The 16,717-nt window shown below is 53.4% G+C and carries 12 protein-coding genes, 1 tRNA gene and 1 pseudogene; 9 read left to right on the top strand and 5 right to left on the bottom strand.

Annotated elements, in window-relative coordinates:
* Positions 1-28 precede the first annotated feature (28 nt).
* Complete coding sequence (locus A4S02_RS01505; RefSeq protein ID WP_082246720.1) at positions 29-817, bottom strand: ABC transporter ATP-binding protein; 789 nt, start codon at positions 815-817, stop codon at positions 29-31.
* On the bottom strand, positions 814-1,599 hold the full coding sequence (locus tag A4S02_RS01510; protein ID WP_070322737.1) for an MlaE family ABC transporter permease: 786 nt from the start codon (positions 1,597-1,599) through the stop codon (positions 814-816). The genes A4S02_RS01505 and A4S02_RS01510 overlap by 4 nt, the downstream gene beginning before the upstream one ends.
* 206 nt (positions 1,600-1,805) lie before the next feature.
* On the opposite strand from A4S02_RS01510, the gene A4S02_RS01515 reads away from it, so the two are divergent.
* The 9 genes from A4S02_RS01515 (at position 1,806) to A4S02_RS01555 (ending at position 11,185) form a co-directional block, all read left to right on the top strand.
* Positions 1,806-2,837 carry a hypothetical protein gene (locus A4S02_RS01515; protein WP_070324136.1) on the top strand — a complete coding sequence of 344 codons (1,032 nt, stop codon included), beginning with the start codon at positions 1,806-1,808 and terminating at the stop codon, positions 2,835-2,837.
* An 84-nt stretch (positions 2,838-2,921) separates the two neighbouring features.
* Positions 2,922-4,313, top strand: a complete 1,392-nt coding sequence (gene radA / locus A4S02_RS01520; RefSeq protein WP_070322738.1) for a DNA repair protein RadA — start codon at positions 2,922-2,924, stop codon at positions 4,311-4,313.
* A 54-nt stretch (positions 4,314-4,367) separates the two neighbouring features.
* Positions 4,368-4,441: transfer RNA gene (locus A4S02_RS01525), tRNA-Gly, on the top strand.
* A gap of 98 nt (positions 4,442-4,539) precedes the next feature.
* Entirely contained in the window at positions 4,540-4,974 is a 435-nt protein-coding gene (locus tag A4S02_RS01530) for a hypothetical protein (protein WP_157885523.1), read from the top strand.
* Between the two features lie 89 nt (positions 4,975-5,063).
* Positions 5,064-5,630: a recombinase family protein gene (locus tag A4S02_RS01535; protein ID WP_070324137.1), complete on the top strand. Its 567-nt coding sequence runs from the start codon at positions 5,064-5,066 to the stop codon at positions 5,628-5,630.
* Positions 5,631-6,231: 601 nt separating this feature from the next.
* On the top strand, positions 6,232-6,486 hold the full coding sequence (locus tag A4S02_RS01540; RefSeq protein WP_228142428.1) for a hypothetical protein: 255 nt from the start codon (positions 6,232-6,234) through the stop codon (positions 6,484-6,486).
* A gap of 150 nt (positions 6,487-6,636) precedes the next feature.
* Positions 6,637-7,461 carry an IS5-like element IS12528 family transposase gene (locus A4S02_RS01545; protein WP_082246712.1) on the top strand — a complete coding sequence of 275 codons (825 nt, stop codon included), beginning with the start codon at positions 6,637-6,639 and terminating at the stop codon, positions 7,459-7,461.
* Positions 7,462-8,149: 688 nt separating this feature from the next.
* Positions 8,150-9,745 carry a hypothetical protein gene (locus A4S02_RS01550; RefSeq protein WP_019089763.1) on the top strand — a complete coding sequence of 532 codons (1,596 nt, stop codon included), beginning with the start codon at positions 8,150-8,152 and terminating at the stop codon, positions 9,743-9,745.
* Positions 9,746-9,814: 69 nt separating this feature from the next.
* On the top strand, positions 9,815-11,185 hold the full coding sequence (locus A4S02_RS01555) for an amino acid permease (RefSeq protein ID WP_070322740.1): 1,371 nt from the start codon (positions 9,815-9,817) through the stop codon (positions 11,183-11,185).
* Positions 11,186-11,214: 29 nt separating this feature from the next.
* On the opposite strand, the pseudogene A4S02_RS01560 reads toward A4S02_RS01555, so the two are convergent.
* The 3 genes and pseudogenes from A4S02_RS01560 to A4S02_RS01570 form a co-directional block, all read right to left on the bottom strand.
* Positions 11,215-11,899, bottom strand: a pseudogene (locus tag A4S02_RS01560) (YoaK family protein).
* Between the two features lie 205 nt (positions 11,900-12,104).
* Positions 12,105-15,830 (bottom strand): bifunctional proline dehydrogenase/L-glutamate gamma-semialdehyde dehydrogenase PutA, encoded by a 3,726-nt coding sequence (gene putA, locus A4S02_RS01565; protein WP_082246856.1) that lies wholly within the window; start codon positions 15,828-15,830, stop codon positions 12,105-12,107.
* 109 nt (positions 15,831-15,939) lie between these two features.
* A complete protein-coding gene (locus tag A4S02_RS01570) occupies positions 15,940-16,653 on the bottom strand; it encodes a GntR family transcriptional regulator (RefSeq protein WP_019089758.1) in 714 nt (237 codons plus the stop codon).
* Positions 16,654-16,717 lie beyond the last annotated feature (64 nt).

Genomic DNA, 16,717 nt, shown 5'->3' on the forward strand with positions numbered 1-16,717 from the left:
GGCAAGTGGAGATTGCAGGCAAGAGTGATTAACGCCGCAATTCCATGCTGATGGGGCCTTCACGCCGCCCATGTGTAAACTGATCTACATACGGGTTACCACTGTTCATAAGGGAGGCTGCTGCTCCCTGCCAGATCAGCTTGCCTTTGTAGAGCATGGCGGCTTCATCCCCAATGCGCTGGGCGGATGCCATATCATGCGTAATGGCAATGGCGGTGGAGCCCAGCTTTTTCACGCAATCTACAATCAGCCCATCAATCACCGCCCCCATAATGGGGTCCAGCCCGGTGGTGGGTTCATCAAAAAACAAAATATCCGGCTGGGCAGCAATGGCACGGGCCAAGCCCACACGCTTTTGCATGCCGCCAGAAAGTTCAGATGGGTATAAATCCCCCACAGAAGGATCAAGCCCCACCTGCGCCAGAATGGTGCCAGCATGGTTGCGGGCATTTTTGCGGGTGATTTTATGAAGCGCCAGCAGGCCGAAGGTGACGTTTTCCCATACGGTTAAACTGTCAAACAGGGCGGCGTTCTGGAACAGCATGCCAATTTCACTGCGCCGTTTTTCACGCCGCTTTTCCGAGGCTTCCAGAACGTTTTCGCCATCAATTTCAATAATGCCGGAATCTGGCGTAATCAGCCCCAGAATGCAGCGTAACAGCACGGATTTGCCCGAGCCAGACCCGCCGATAACAACAAAGGATGTGCCCTGTGCAACATCCATGGAAACACCATCCAGCACCTTTTTGGTGCCGAAGGATTTGTGCAGGTCCCGAATACGGATTTTAGGCGTGGTGCCTGTCATGGTCTGGCTCATTGTGAAAAGAACAGGTCTGTCAGCAGGTAATCAAAGGCCAGCAGCATGATGGAAGCGGCCACCACGGCGGCTGTTGTGGCAGAGCCCACACCTTCTGCTCCACCTTTACTGTTATAGCCGTAGTAGCAGCCCATCAGCGCAATAAGGAACCCAAACAGCGCGGCCTTTACCAACCCTACAGTCACATCAATGGCCTTGAGGGAGTTCAGCGTGGCCGTAATGTAAGCGGGTGCAGAAAAGCCCAACTTTACCACCGCTACGGTAAAGCCACCTGCAACACCCAATATGTCTGCCACCAGCACCAGCAGGGGCAGGGCAATAAGCCCGGCCAGCAAGCGCGGGGCTACCAGATACTTCATGGGGTTGGTGGAAAGGGTGGTGAGCGCATCTATCTGGTCTGTTACGCGCATGGTGCCAATCTGGGCAGCCATGGCAGCACCCACGCGGCCAGCCACCATAAGGCCAGCCAGCACCGGCCCCAGTTCACGCGTAACGGCCAGCACCACAATTCCGGCAATAGCACTTTGGGCATGGTATTGTGCAAACCCGGTATAGGATTGCAGCGCAATCACCCCGCCAGAAAACAGCGCCGTAAGCGCCACCACAGGCAAAGAGAAAAAGCCTGTTTCTAAAAAGGTGGATAAAAATACCCGCCCATAAAACGGAGGGCGCACAATGTGCGAAAGCCCAGAAGCCGCAAACAGGGCCAAAGCCCCCGCCGCGCGAATAAGGGAAAGTGTAGCGCGGCCAAGGTGGGCCACAAGATTAAGCACCATGTCCATGAGTGTGGACTGTCCGTTCCTGCTGAAGTGTGAAAAGGCAGTTCCAGCAGCCGTAACCTGTGCGAGCGGGTTCGTCAAAGCATCGTTGCGTGGTGGGGGAGGTGGTATTGCCCTTTCAAATAATAAAATTTGTTTAAATTTTTGAACAGAGGTGGCAAAGAGCGCCCAGCCATTTTGCGAAATGGCACTATATGGGGTGTTCAATTATGAATGATGTTTCCCGTTCTGTTTTTGTGTTTGGGTCTCCTTGCAATAATAATTACGGCAAGGTGGTCTTTCTGCCCAACGGCCAGCTTTATGGGTATCAGCACGAAAACGAACATACATGGTGTATGGATGGGGAAGAACTGTGCCTGTTAAATATTCAGGGGCAGGTGAGCAGTCGGTATCATCGTACGGGAAACGGGTGGGCAGGCACGGTAGAAGGCCGCAGATACCCACTTTATCTCAATACCCTGATAACAACAGATATATGTGAAACACCGGGCCTGCCGCCTGTTATGGTTAACACCATTCCCAAGGCTGGCACCTATTATGTAGAAGCTGCGCTAAAGGCAGCGGGCTGTCCTTCCCATCGTCTGCATCTGGGGGGTGAGGATGTGGTGGATGATTACCGCGGCCTGCCGGATGAGCGTGTGCACATTATGCCTGAAACACTGCGGTTATATTGCCCGCTGGATCTGGTAACCGCCACGCTGCAAGGTGGCCATGTTGTGGCGCATTGTGATTTTCAGCACGTTATAGACCATGTGCGCAGCCAGGGCGTGGTGGTGCTTTCTGTTGTGCGCAACCTGCGTGACATCATGAAAAGCATGTTCCGCTTTTTGCTGTATATGATCCCGCCGGAGCCAGATGATTTTCTGGGCCAGTTCTGGCGTGAGCAGGAAGGCGATGCCCGCGTAACAGCTTTTCTGGCCGTAGAGCATGAACGTGGGCTGGAACATGTGCGCCAGATGGCCCGTATGATGCTTGCTGATACATCGCCCCAAAGCATCGTGCTGCGTTATGAAAGCCTGAAACAGGGTGATTTGCAGCCGCATAACATTGAAAAATTGCAGGCTATCAACCCGGAATTTACACAGCGTTTGTCTGATGCGTTTGTGCAGACATATGGCGTGCGCACCCCTACATTTTCGGGCGAAGCCCGGCAGCAGCCAGACCCGTGGTGTGATGTGTTTGAGGCGTATTTCCATAAATCCGGCATGGCCGATCTGAACGCGCAATTGGGTTACGCGTAAAAACAGTTCAGGCGAGCCCTTGAGTTTGTTCCTGTTTTATTCCACATCAGGGGGGATGAACCAGACAGCAAAAGAGCTTGCCTGATGGCTAAAAAACTTTCCCGCACCTATGTTTGCCGCAACTGTGGCGCTGTACATGCCAAATGGGCCGGGCAATGCGATGCCTGCGGTGAATGGAACACGCTGGAAGAAATGGCTGTGGAACCCTTGGCCGCATCCTCTGCCGCGGTGCGCGGCGGCAAGGGGCGGCGTGTAGCGCTACAGGCGCTGGAAGGGGAAATCAAACTTCCACCACGCACCCAAACTGGCATTGCAGAACTTGATCGGGTTCTGGGCGGTGGCCTTGTGCCTGCCTCTGTTGTGTTGGTGGGGGGGGACCCCGGCATAGGTAAATCTACTCTGCTGCTTCAGGCCGCCAGCAAGCTGGCAGGTAAGGGCGAGCGGGTGCTGTATATTTCTGGTGAAGAAGCGGTGGATCAGATCCGCCTGCGCGCCCAGAGATTAGAGGTGGCCGGGGCCAAGCTGGATCTGGCGGCATCCATTAACGTGGCGGATATTGTGGCCACGCTGGAAGCCGAACCCGACGTGCGGGCGGTGGTGATTGATTCCATCCAGACCATGTGGCTTGAAACCATAGATAGCGCACCGGGCACGGTCTCTCAGGTGCGGGCCTGTGCGTTTGAGTTGATACGTGCAGCCAAGCGCCGGGGCTTCAGCCTTATTCTGGTGGGGCACGTTACCAAGGAGGGCGCATTGGCAGGCCCGCGTGTGCTGGAGCACATGGTGGATGCCGTGATGTATTTTGAAGGTGATAGGGGCCACCAGTTCCGTATCTTGCGTGCCGCCAAAAACCGTTACGGCGCAACGGATGAAATTGGCGTGTTTGCCATGACAGATCGCGGGCTGGAGGAAGTTAGCAACCCATCAGCTCTGTTTCTGGCCGAACGGCGGGGGAATATTGCCGGGTCTGCCGTATTTGCTGGGTTGGAAGGTACGCGCCCCGTTTTGCTGGAAGTGCAGGCTTTACTGGCCCCCAAAGGCGGAGATGGCGCACCGCGCCGCGCCGTGGTGGGGTGGGATACAGGCCGCCTTTCCATGTTGCTGGCTGTGCTGGAAACACGTTGCGGGCTTAAACTTTCTAGCATGGATGTGTATCTGAACGTGGCCGGCGGCCTGAAAGTGGCGGAGCCTGCGGCAGATCTGGCTGTGGCTGCGGCGCTGGTTTCTGCCGCCAGCGGCGTGCCCACCAGCCCCGGAGAGGTTTATTTTGGCGAAGTAGGTCTTTCAGGCGAGGTGCGGCAAGTGGCACAGGCCGATGCCCGTTTGAAGGAAGCTGCCAAGCTGGGGTTTGACCGAGCCGTGCTGCCCCGGCGCATTGCACGGGGCAATACGCGCTCTCGCCCGCCGGAGGGGCTGCATCTGCGAGAAATCGGGCATATTTCTGATTTGGTGAGTGCAGAAATGGAAGCCGAGTAAAACTGATACGTTGCTTTTTGCGCGATGTATCGGTATAGTGCGCCCCACAAAGATGCGGATGTAGTTCAATGGTAGAACGGCAGCTTCCCAAGCTGCATACGAGGGTTCGATTCCCTTCATCCGCTCCAATGTGCATTTTCCCAATGAAATCAATGACTTATGAACATCACCCAGCAGCACGATATACCGTGTTGGTAGTGGGTCAGCGGTAGTTCTTCCTATGGGTATGAAGAAGGATGCCGAGAAGATGTTTGGATTGAGAAGGGCTGCAAGTGGCTTGTGGTCTGCCCGCCTGTCTATTCCAAGAAACCGCTGGAAGGACGTGGGGCAGGCTTTCCAGACCAAGTCGGGCATCCGGCAAGACTTCGTGAAGTCACTCCAGACCAAGGACAAGCAGGAAGCTATCCAGCGCCGTGATGCCGCTCTTGCTGCCCTCCGTTCTGTGGTCAATGAGAAGCTCAGAGAGATAGGCAAGCCGCCCCTTGGTGGTGAGTGGGAAGCCTCTTGCATGGGCATAGCTGAGAAGGCTGTGGTGGATGCCTTGTCGGCAAGGAAGCAGATAGACCAAGCCTCAGACGCCTATGAGCCAGTCCAAGACGCCTATGGGAATGTGAATGAGAACATACCGGCCACTGAGCAAGGTCTATCGGAACATAATTGATGGAACACTTTTCCGTTCCAATAGGGTTGACTTTATGTGTTTTGGAACACTATCTGTTCAGGGTCTAGGCCCTAATGGAACAGAACGTCATGAAGATTGGTTATGCCCGCACCAGCACCACAGAACAGCTTGCAGGATTGGAAGCACAGGTCAGAGACTTGTGGGCGGCTGGGTGTGAGAAGGTCTTTCAGGAGCAGGTGAGCGGAGCCAGCACAGACAGGCCACAGCTTGCTGCTGCATTGGAACACATGCGCCAAGGTGATGTCTTGATGGTCATGAAGCCAGATAGGCTTGCACGTTCAACCGCTGATCTTCTTGGTTATGTGAAGGCCATTCAGGCCAAAGGGTGCCGCCTGATTGTTCAGAGCATGGGCGGGCAGACTCTGGACACCAGCAACCCGACAAGCAAACTGATGCTCACCATGCTGGGTGCTGTGGCTGAGTTTGAACGTGATCTGATGAAAGAGCGACAAGCAGAAGGCATTGCCAAGGCCAAGGCGGAGGGCAAATACAAGGGCCGCAAACCCACAGCACGGAGCCAAGCCCATGAAGTCAGCAAGCTGCATGAGCAAGGCATGACACCCACAGAAATCGCCAAGAAGCTCGGCATGGGTCGCACAAGTGTCTATCGGTGCCTTTCTTCTCTAACTAATTGATATATAGCACTCTTCGGTCATTGGCTTCTGATGAATGAAGCAAACAAGAAGAAAACGGCTCTCTTGCAGGCTTCGTGTGGATGCTGATATGACGCCATGCAACTGAATTGCTTGCTGATAATCGTGCAAGGCTCTGGTGCTACCAGTCTGGTGGTTTATGTGTTGGTAGCTGTTTTTCTTTGAGAAACTGCCATTTATCGAGTGTTTCGAATGGGTCTGTGACATTCCCTTCATCCGCTCCAATTTCCTAAAAATTTAGAAATTTCAATTGGTTGCAATATGCTTCTGCTGTTGGCGCTGTAAGTCTGCGTTATAGGTTAGGTGTTACATATTTTGCGGATGGAAAAGCATTGAATCCGCAAAATATGTTCTTCACACAAGATAAATCCTGCGCAAGGAACCCGTTTTTGGGGTTCCTTTTTTTATGGCCACATTGCTGTCCAGATGCCCGGAGCATGTGTTGGGCTGTTCACGATGATTGCTTTTTAAAGAGCAGACATACGGAGAATGCACAGTCCTCGTGTTGAAAATAAACAAATAAGAAATACATCCTGTTACAGTTTTGTTAAACGAGGAGAGAAAAATGAAAAAGACACTTTATATGTGTGTCGCTGTTCTTGGCCTCGGGTTTGTACAGAGTGCTTCTGCTGCCACATGGGATGGTGGTGTTTCCAGGCATGTTGAGGTTAAGAATCCGGATCAGCCCGATACAACCAAAGGGGGTGTATGGGATGGCGGGGAAGCCGAGAAGGTAAAGGTGGAAGACCGGGATACACCGGATACCACTAAAGGCGGTGTGTGGGACGGCGGTATATCTGAGCACGTGCCCGTAAAATACCCCAGTATGCCGCAGTAATGCGGGATAGCCCTGTTTCAATGTTGTTATGATGCGTTCATACAATATAGGAACAGGGCATAGCTTCTTTTTCATTCCAACACTAAGAGCCCTTTTGGAAATTCGCTATGATAGGTTTTCAAGAGGTTTTGAGCGTGATTCAAAGGCAGGATGTGGACGCCAGCACAACGAGGCCGCATGGCCGGAATTACACGCAAGACGAAACGCTATCCGTCTGATCTGACAGATGAGGAATGGGAGCGCATAGCGCCTCTGATGCCCCCTGCGAACCGGCGTGGTCGGAAACGGACAACCGATTTCCGTGAGATCATCAATGCTCTGCGCTATCTCGTGCGCTCAGGCTGCGGTTGGGAGATGCTTCCGGTTCATTTTGGCCCATGGCAAACGGTTTACTGGTGGTTCCGCAGGCTGATGCGCCGTTTCCTGTTCCAGACCATTCATGATGTCTGTCTGATGCTCGATCGTGAAGCGACAGGACGCGAAACCAGTCCATCGGGTGGTGTCATTGATAGCCAGAGTATCAAGGCACCCCACGCAAAGACACGTGGTTATGACGCAGGCAAGAAGATCGTCGGTCGGAAACGTCACATCGCAGTTGATACGGATGGCCGCCTTCTCCTGGTCCAGCTGACAACAGCCGATATTTCGGACAGTGCAGGAGGACAGATGATCCTTGATGCCATTCGTAAACGCTGGCCTTGGGTGAAGCACCTGTTTGCCGATGGAGCCTATGACCGCCTCCAGTTGATGGATAAGGCCACTTTTCTCGACTTCACAGTCGAGATCATCCGGCGGTCAGAGACAGCAAAAGGGTTTGAAATCCTGCCGCGTCGGTGGGTTGTGGAACGGACCTTCGGTTGGATGATCCGCTGGCGTCGCCTTGTGAAGGACTACGAACAGCGGATCGACGTCGCAGAGGCCATGATCCACATCGCCATGGGAAGCCTCATGCTACGCCGAAACGCTCATCCGTGAATTTCCAAAAGGGCTCTAATAAGCTTTTGAGGTATGGAAACGTATGCGGCGTTTTCTGTCTCGCTGATTTAGTATTTAAATAAACTGTATATATGAATGTATATAGACCTGCTATATCATTTGAAGTTTATATTAAATGAGTGATTTTTATGGGGTGTATAAAAATATATACAGGATAATAACCATAATACAGAAAATTTTATAATGATATATGTTGAATATTTAGTTTGCATAAAAAGAATTATACATATCACGCATAAAATCAGAACTCCTAAAAGGCAGATGCGCACCTGAAGGCATGTACATTGTGCATGCGGCAAGATAATTTTTCATGAAATTATTGTTTCACATCCGATATGGTAAGCATTCTTTGTTTTGGAATACATGAAAGAAATACAAAATACTCTTTTTATTATTTAACAATACATCTTGATTATACAAAATATAGAAGTAAAAAAGATTCAGAATTTTTTATTATAATCTCTTGAATATCATATATTGTTGTGTGATGATTATAAAAAGAGATGTGTATATGCAATACATATCTGTCCCGTAACAGATTGCAACAAGGAGATCCTCTGCACGTGGCATATCTGATGCAGGATATCATTTTTGTACAGAAACAGCTTTACCGCTTTTTTTGTACGTGTGCGTCTGGGTTTCAACTTCATGCAGACGCGGGCTGATTATGAGTAATTCCTTTGTCCGGCATGCGCGTTCTCATGCCTCTTCAGTGTGCCGCGGGTCTCGCGGGTTTGTTAAGGCAAGCTGTTCTTTAGTCGCGCTCGGTCTGGCCGCGTTTGTAGCGCCAGAAGAGGTGCGGGCAGAACAAACGCTCGTTTCCATTAAGGGGATCACCCTTCAGGGCGCGCTGGATATTGGTGGGTCTGCTTTTTTCCTGCCCAATACCAACTTTGGCGCTGGGTCTTACGGCACTAAATCCTCTGGCGCTCTGGTGCGGCATAAAAACAGCACATATGGCGAATTTTACGGCAAGCCCATGCTTATGGGGTCTTGGCAAACGGGCTGGGGCTTTACCGTTATTGGCAAGGCTTCTGCCATTGGTGCCACCACGCTGGGTGATGGTGATGCGGAGGAAGTTTCTCAAACATCTGGCACGCCGCGCTCCATTTATTTGGAAGAAGCCAATCTGGGCGTAGAAGTGCCGCTCAAGATGGCAGGCGGCAACCAGGTTCTTACGGTGCAGGGCGGCAGACAGGCCTTTGCGGTGGATGATGGCTTTCTGATTGGTAAAGGCACCTACAGCGCGGGTGATAGAGGCGCATGGTGGTATGCACCGCGATATGCGTTTTCTGGCCCAGGCGTGATCAAGCTGGAAGGTGATTCCGTGCGTGGGGATGTCTTTATGTTGGAAAGCAATTCCGACAACGACATTGACCGCGGGTATGATCGCCCCAAAACCAAGTTTGTCGGGTTTGATGTATCCTGGTTTAAAAACAAACCCGGTGGGCATGGTGGGTCTACATATGCAGATCGTGCGGCGTATGTAACGTTAACCTACTTCCATGTGCGTGATGCAGATGGGTCATCTCATTACGATTATTCCACACGTGCAGATCGTAACGGCATGAACGTAGCAGCCCTGAGCTGGGGTGGCACACTGTTTCCCATCAAGGCGTTGGGAATTTCAAAAAACTTTACGTTCTACGGCAACTTTGTATCCGAACAGAACAGCCACGCAGGCAATGGCTACAAATCAGTAGAAGCCTACGGTATGTTTTTCGAACCCGGCTATACGTTCTCCATGCTGCCGTGGAAACCACACCTGTTTTATCGGTACACGCGTTTTGGTGGCGGCAAAAATGCCGAAGGTTCGGTCAAGCGCAATTACGATACGTTCTTCCTGTATGATGGTAAACGCTACACCTATGGCGGTTACTGGCCGGGTGAAATTGTGGGCATGTATCTTGCCCCGCTTTCTGATTTGGAAGTGCATCAGTTTGACCTTACCGGCACGCCGCCTGTGCACCTGTTCCGTAAAAAGGATGAGCTTAAGCTGGGTGTGCATTTTTACGATCTCTCCCTGCTGTATCCCTCCGGTATGGGGCTGAAGAACGTGGGCCGCCATGTTTCAAACGAAGTGGATTTTACGGCCGAATATATGCTGGACGAAACCACATCAGCCGCGGTTGCCGCAGGCACAGCCTTTAGTGGCCCGGCAGGGCGGGCGCTTTCACGCGCAGGGGTGCCAACGGGGTATCGTATGCACAATATCGGGCGGCATGCAGGCGTGCTGGAAGCCTATTTTTACAAGCATTTCTAACGAGAATTTCCCAAAACGTTTCGTTTTGGGGTAGAAACTTGCAGGACAACAAGAATAAAGGATTTCCTGATGCCCGAACCGACAACCCTTCCTGCGGAAAAACCCGCAGACGGGCTGCGTAATCGCCACATAGCTATGATCGCTCTGGGCGGCACTATTGGGGCTGGCCTGTTTGTTGGCAGTGGCGCTGCCATTGCAGCAACGGGGCCTGCGGTTCTGCTGGCGTTTCTGCTGGTAGGATTTCTGGTTATCCTGGTGATGCGCATGCTGGGGGAAATGGTTGTGGCGGACCCCGGGCGCGGGTCCTTTGTAGAATACATTCGCGCTGCACATGGAGATAAAGTGGGCTTTACCGCAGGGTGGCTTTACTGGTTCTTCTGGGTGGTGGTGTTGGGAAGTGAGGCCATAGCCGGCGCCATTCTGTTACAAGATTGGGTGCATCTGCCAGTTTGGCTGCTTTCTGTTGTGCTTATTCTTGTTCTTAAACTTATTAACTTTGCAGCCCCACGCGTTTTTGGTGAATGTGAATTCTGGCTTTCTGCCATTAAAGTTTTCAGCATTATCGCCTTTATTGCTATTTCCCTTTTATATGCGGCGCATGTGTTTGGGCCGGGCGTTTCTGTAAAGGAAAATCTGCTGGGGCATGGTGGGCTTTTCCCGCATGGTGTTGTGGCGCTGCTTTCTATTATTCCCACCATTTTGTTCACCATGATGGGTTCAGAAATTGCCACAGTAGCCGCTGCTGAATCTCCAGAGCCGGGTAAAAATGTGGCCCGTGTAACCCGCAGCCTTGGCCGCCGTATTACACTGTTTTACGTGGCCGCCGTGGGTATGATCCTGATTGTGGTGCCGTGGACAAACATTGTCGCCGGTAAATCGCCTTTTGTGGCGGCTATGGATGTTATGGGCGTGCCCGGTGCAGGGTTGCTGATGCGTATTGTGGTGCTGAGCGCCATTCTCTCCTGCCTGAACTCCGCCATGTATATTACATCGCGCATTCTTACAGAGCTGGCTGCTCAGGGGGATGCTCCGGGCTTTTTGGCGCGTAGCTCTGCCGCTGTTGTGCCGCGTAAGGCCATTATTGTTAGCAGCCTTGCGGGCACGTTGGTGGCTTTCTCATCCATTCTGGCACCGGGCACCATCTTTGCCTTTCTGCTAAGCTGTAGTGGTGGCGTTATCCTGCTGATCTACAGCCTGATTGTAACATCTTACATTGTTACGCGCCGTGCAGCGCGGAAGGCTGGCACAGAGGCAGAAAATTACACGCTGCCGCTTTTCCCGCTGTGCAATTACGTAACACTTGCTGGTGTGGTGCTGGTGTTTGTGGCCATGTTGCTGAACCCATCCGAACGGATGACGGCTCTGGCAACCATGGGCAGCTCGGTGGTGTGCTACCTTATGGCTGTTTACTTTGCCACCAATAACAAAAAAGCTGGCTGAGCTTTGTATTTACTGAGTATTCCCGTTGTTTAGGGAATACTCATTTTGTCCAGATGCAGGGCAAGAGGGTGGCGGCGCCAATGCAGCAGGCCACCCGCCGCAAAAACGGTAGCACCCGCAGCGGCAATACCAATTCCAACATTTTTATCAGAAACCAGAGTGCCAATAACGGCCCCCACAAACAGGCTGGCAATAGCGGCTAATCTGCGCCAAGTGCCAGAGTTTGTGCCCCCAGCCACTGTGCTGTTATGGGCCAGCCCGTGCAGCACCATAGTGGCGGCAGGCAGCACCATATCCGGCAGTTTGGCATGGCGCGTGGCAGAAGTTTGCAGCCCCATGGCTAGCGAGAGCATGCCCAGCGTAATGTAAATGCTGCCTCTAAGCTGTGCACACCACACAAACGCGGCCAGCCCCACAAGGCAGCCAACACCCAGCAGGATATCTCCCACTACAAGGCGTGTATGGCGTTCACGCCGTACAAGGCGTGCCACCAATAATGGCCCCCGTAAAGTAACAGGCAATGGCTTCTAGGCCAGAAAGAACAATGGCCTGAGAAGTGGCAATGTTAACAGCCATAAGAATAATGGTGGCTGTCATATATCCTGCAAAAATTTTCAGATGCAGTAGGGATATGGCATCCAGCATGCCCATTGCCATTGTAACCAGCAGAATGGCAATAACCAGCTTGGCATCATGTCCCGTACGGGCTGTCATAATTTCTCCTCTAAAGAAAAAGAATGAAAAGAGAGGTTTTATGCGCGTTTTGTAATAGAAGGATGCGCGTTATATCACCATCTCTGCTCACGAAAAGATGATCTCTTGTAAGATGAGCCATGCCCCACGCAGGAGGCACAGCCGTACAAACAAAACCCCCGGCGCACAAAAACGCCGAGGGCTTGGTTCATACCGTGCTGGCTGGTTAGTTCAGTGTCATCAGGCTGGCATTGCCACCCGCTGCGGTGGTGTTGATGCTGCGAGACTGCTCTTCCAGCACCACTTCAACACCAGGCAATGTTGCGCCCGTTACAAAGGCAGAAACAATGGGGCCATTGGCTTCTGCTAGTGTTTTGCGTGCACTGCGGAAGATGGCGTTATCATCTTCACCCAGCAGGATAGAGCAGGGCAGGGCCGTTGCGCTGACAACTGGGCGAATGGCCTGACGCAGAATATCTGGCAGTCTATCCAGCCATTCTGTCAGGTTTTCTTCTGCCAGCACCAGTGCGGTGTTGCCCCCAGCCAGTGCCAGAGAAACCTGATCATACAGCCCTGCCAGCGTGATGGGCACGCACAGCACGTTGCCGCGCGCGCTCAGGCGGTAGATGTTCTGCTCACCCACAGGGCCGGGGAGGGTGATTTCTCCGCCCACCAGCGGCAGGCGTGCCAGATTGCCAGCAATCTGCGCGGCTTTGCTTTCACCTTTTTCACGCAGCCAGTCTGTCCACTGCGCCATTTCTGGCGTGGTGCGGCCCCGCACAATCTGCGCCACTGTTGGAGCTTCGGACAGCAGACGGCGCAGAATAAGCGGGCCACCTGCCTTGGGGCCGGTGCCAGAAAGGCCACGCCCACCAAAGGGCTGTACACCCACCACCGCGCCAATGGTGTTGCGGTTGACGTAAAGATTGCCTGCCTCAACCTGTGAGAGCACGCTTTTGATTGTGGAATCCAACCGGGTATGCAGGCCGAATGTTAGCCCGTAGCCGGTATCGTTAATTTCCAGCAGCAGTTCTTCCAGCTTGTCACGCTGGAAGCGCAGAACATGCAGCACGGGGCCAAATACTTCCGGCCCGATTTCCCGAATGTTCAGCACTTCAATCAATGTGGGCGGCACGTAACTGCCATTGGCGCAGGCTTCTGGCACAGGCAGCGCCATAACCGGAGCCTTGCGCGCTTTAAAGGCATTAACATGCGCCGTAATGTTTGCAGCGGCTTCCTCGGTAATCACCGGGCCCACATCGCAGGAAAGATGCGCGGGGTTGCCAATACGCAGTTCACGCATAGCGCCGCGCAGCATAGCCAGAACGTGGTCTGCACAATCTTCCTGCACACACAGAACGCGCAGGGCGGAGCAGCGCTGGCCTGCACTATCAAAGGCAGAGGCCAGAACATCAGCCACAACCTGTTCTGCCAGTGCGGAGGAATCCACAATCATGGCATTCTGGCCGCCGGTTTCGGCCACAAATGGCACGGGCTGGCCGGTAGCTGTGCGGCGTTCCAGAAGCTGGTGGTTGATAATTTGCGCCACGGTGGTGGAGCCAGTGAACATCACACCCATGACGCGCTCATCCGCCACGGCAGCAGCGCCTACGTCACCTTCACCTGTCAGCAGTTGCAGGGCTGCGGGGGGCACGCCTGCTTCTTGCAAAATGCCCACGGCCACGGCCGCAACAAGGGGTGTTTCTTCTGCTGGTTTGGCCAGAACAACGTTACCGGCCGCAAGGGCTGCGGCAATCTGGCCGATAAAGATGGCCAGCGGGAAGTTCCACGGGCTAATGCAGGTGACAATCCCCAGTGGCTTGTGGGTGGTATTATCAAAATCCCGCCGGATGGTGGCTCCGTAATAGCGCAGGAAGTCTACAGCCTCACGCACTTCTGCCACGGCGTTGGGGAGGGATTTTCCGGCTTCACGCCCCAGAAGTGCCAGAAGATCATCTGTGCGTTCTTCCAGAATGTCAGAGGCTTTTTGCAGAATATCTGCACGTTCTGCCGGGCTGCGGTTGGCCCAATCCTGCTGGCCTTTTTGTGCGGCATCTACAGCTTTTGTCACCACATCTGGCGTGGCGTAAGAGACCTTGCCCACCACATCGCGCCGGTCTGCCGGGTTGGTAACGGGGCGGAAAGCGCCTTTCTTTTTCACACCCACAACCATGGGGCTGGCTTCCCACGTTTGCGGGGCATCTTTAATGCCGATTGCCAGTGCGGACAGAACTTTGTCATCCGCCAGATCCACCCCTGCGGAGTTGATGCGTTCTGGCGCAAACAGATCTCGCGGGTTGCGGATTTCTGTGTGCGGTGCGCCATAGGGTGCGTAACGGTGGGCCACATCAATGGGGTTTTCAATCAGGGATGAAAGCGGAATGGCGCTATCCCCAATCTGATTGACGAAGGAGGAATTAGCCCCGTTTTCCAGCAGGCGGCGCACAAGGTAGGCCAGCAGGGTTTCATGCGTGCCAACAGGTGCATAAATGCGGCACGGACGGTTGAACTTATCCGCCCCCACAACCTGTTTGTACAGCGGTTCGCCCATACCGTGCAGGCACTGGAATTCGTAAGAGCCAAGCTCGAACTTTTCACCTGCCAAAGTGTAAATGGTGGAAAGCGTGCGGGCGTTGTGCGTGGCAAATTGCGGGAAAATGACATCACGCGCGTTCAGCAATTTGCGGGCGCAGGCAATGTAGCTGATATCTGTGTGGCACTTGCGGGTATAAACGGGAAAATCCGCCATGCCCTCAACCTGTGCTTTCTTGATTTCGCTATCCCAGTAAGCGCCTTTTACCAAGCGCACCATAATGCGGCGGTTGGTGCGCTTGGCCAGATCAATAATGTAATCCAGCACATAGGGGCAGCGCTTGCCGTAAGCCTGCACCACAAAACCGATGCCGTTCCAGCCTTCCAGCCCCGGCGTGGCGCACAGGGCTTCCAGAATATCTAAAGAGACATCCAGACGTTCTGTTTCTTCCGCATCAATATTCAGGCCGATATCGTATTTGCGGGCCAGCAGCGTAAGTTCCTGCACAACCGGCAGCAGTTCCCCCATTACACGGTCATACTGCGCGCGGGCATAGCGTGGGTGCAGAGCGGAAAGTTTGATGGAAATGCCGGGCCGGTCATACACATTGTTGCCGGTTGCGCTGCGGCCAATGGTGTTGATGGCGTTGATATAATCCTGCCGGTAGCGTTCTGCATCGTGCGCGGTAAACGCGGCCTCGCCCAGCATATCGTAGGAATAGGAAAAACCGTCAGCTTCCAGCTTGGCGCTGTTCTTGCGGGCCTGATCAATGGTCTGGCCCAGCACAAACTGTTCGCCCATCAGGCGCATGGCGGCATCTACGGCCTTGCGGATAATGGGTTTAGATGTGCGTTCGGCAAAGTTGAGCAAATAGCTGGCAATCGTGCCTTCATCATGATCGGTTACCAGTTTGCCGGTAAGCGCCAGCCCCCATGCGGCGGCGTTGGCAAACAAAGGCTTGCCGCGCGCAACATGAGAAAGCCAGTTGCTTTCACCAATCTTGTCCTGAATTAGCGCATCGCGCGTGGCAACGTCTGGAATACGCAGCAGCGCTTCGGCCAGACACATTAGGGCCACGCCCTCGGTGGAGGAAAGCGAGAACTCCTGCACCAGTGTTTCCACCAGCCCCGGGCTGCGGCGCGCGCGCAGGGCTTCGGCCAGTTTGGCAGCCATAGTGGCAACAGAGCCGTTTTCTGCCTCTGTTAATGTGGCGTCTGGTGTCAGGGTTTCCACGCACTGGGCTTCGGGGCGGCGCATGGCTTCAATAATGGCCTGCCGAAGTGGTGTGCGGGATGCAAAATCAGGAGCGAACGTGTCTGTGGATGACATGGGCTTTTCATTCCGGATTGGTGAGCCATAACCGGGCCTGCCGTGTGTGCAGGTAGTTTTGGCTTCATAATGATTATTCCCTCCTGACATGATAATATATGATTTGCAACATAATATATTATCCAGAAATGCAGAGGTGTTCCGCTCTTTAAACCCTACCTGTAGCGCTAGGGTTTTTGTGAATTTCCATAAGGGGAAATCAGGTGCCTGTTCTGGCGGTTTTTGCAGCTTTTCTGCTGCGGAACACATCTATGGAAATAGTCGCCGCTTCCAGAATATGCGTGCGCGTGAGATGCGCGCATAAATCGGCATCGCGGTTGCGGCAGGCATCTAGAATCGCCTTGTGTTCCAGATCTGTAATATCCTTGCGGCCCTCTATCACCAGATGCCCACGAATATAGCGATCAAGCCGCACGTGCAGGTCTTCTATCATTTCAAGCAAGCGCGGGCTGCGGGCCGATGCGTAAATGGAATTATGAAAAGCCCGGTTGAGCGCGCCAGAGCGGATACGCCCAGAAGGGCCATGCACACCCTCTACAAAGGCTTCATACGCATCTTCCACGCGGGCAAAATCAACGCGTGTCATGTTGCGTACACCTTCTGCGGCGGCGCGTTCCTCTAAAATGGCGCGGATCTGGGAGTATTCCAGAATATCCGCCTCATTCATGCCAATCACCATCGCCCCTTTATTGGGCATGAAGGTGACAAGCCCTTCAGCTTCCAGATGTTTCAGGGCCTCGCGCACAGGAATAATGCTGACACCAAAGCCGCTGGCCAGTTCAGATTGCGGTAGCGGTTGGCCGGGCTGAATCTGGTCTTCAAGAATGGCGCGGCGCAAGGCGTCGCATATGGCTTCAGAAGCGGTGCCATGGCCTGTTATTTCTGTTTTTGCAAAAAGGCTGGCTGGCAGCATGCCTTGTATTCCCGCTCGTCGTTTCTTTTTCGATACAAGTTAACGTTGTACCCTGCTGGTTGGC

Origin of the sequence: Acetobacter ascendens, assembly GCF_001766235.1 — a bacterium.
In the GTDB taxonomy this organism is placed as follows: domain Bacteria; phylum Pseudomonadota; class Alphaproteobacteria; order Acetobacterales; family Acetobacteraceae; genus Acetobacter; species Acetobacter ascendens.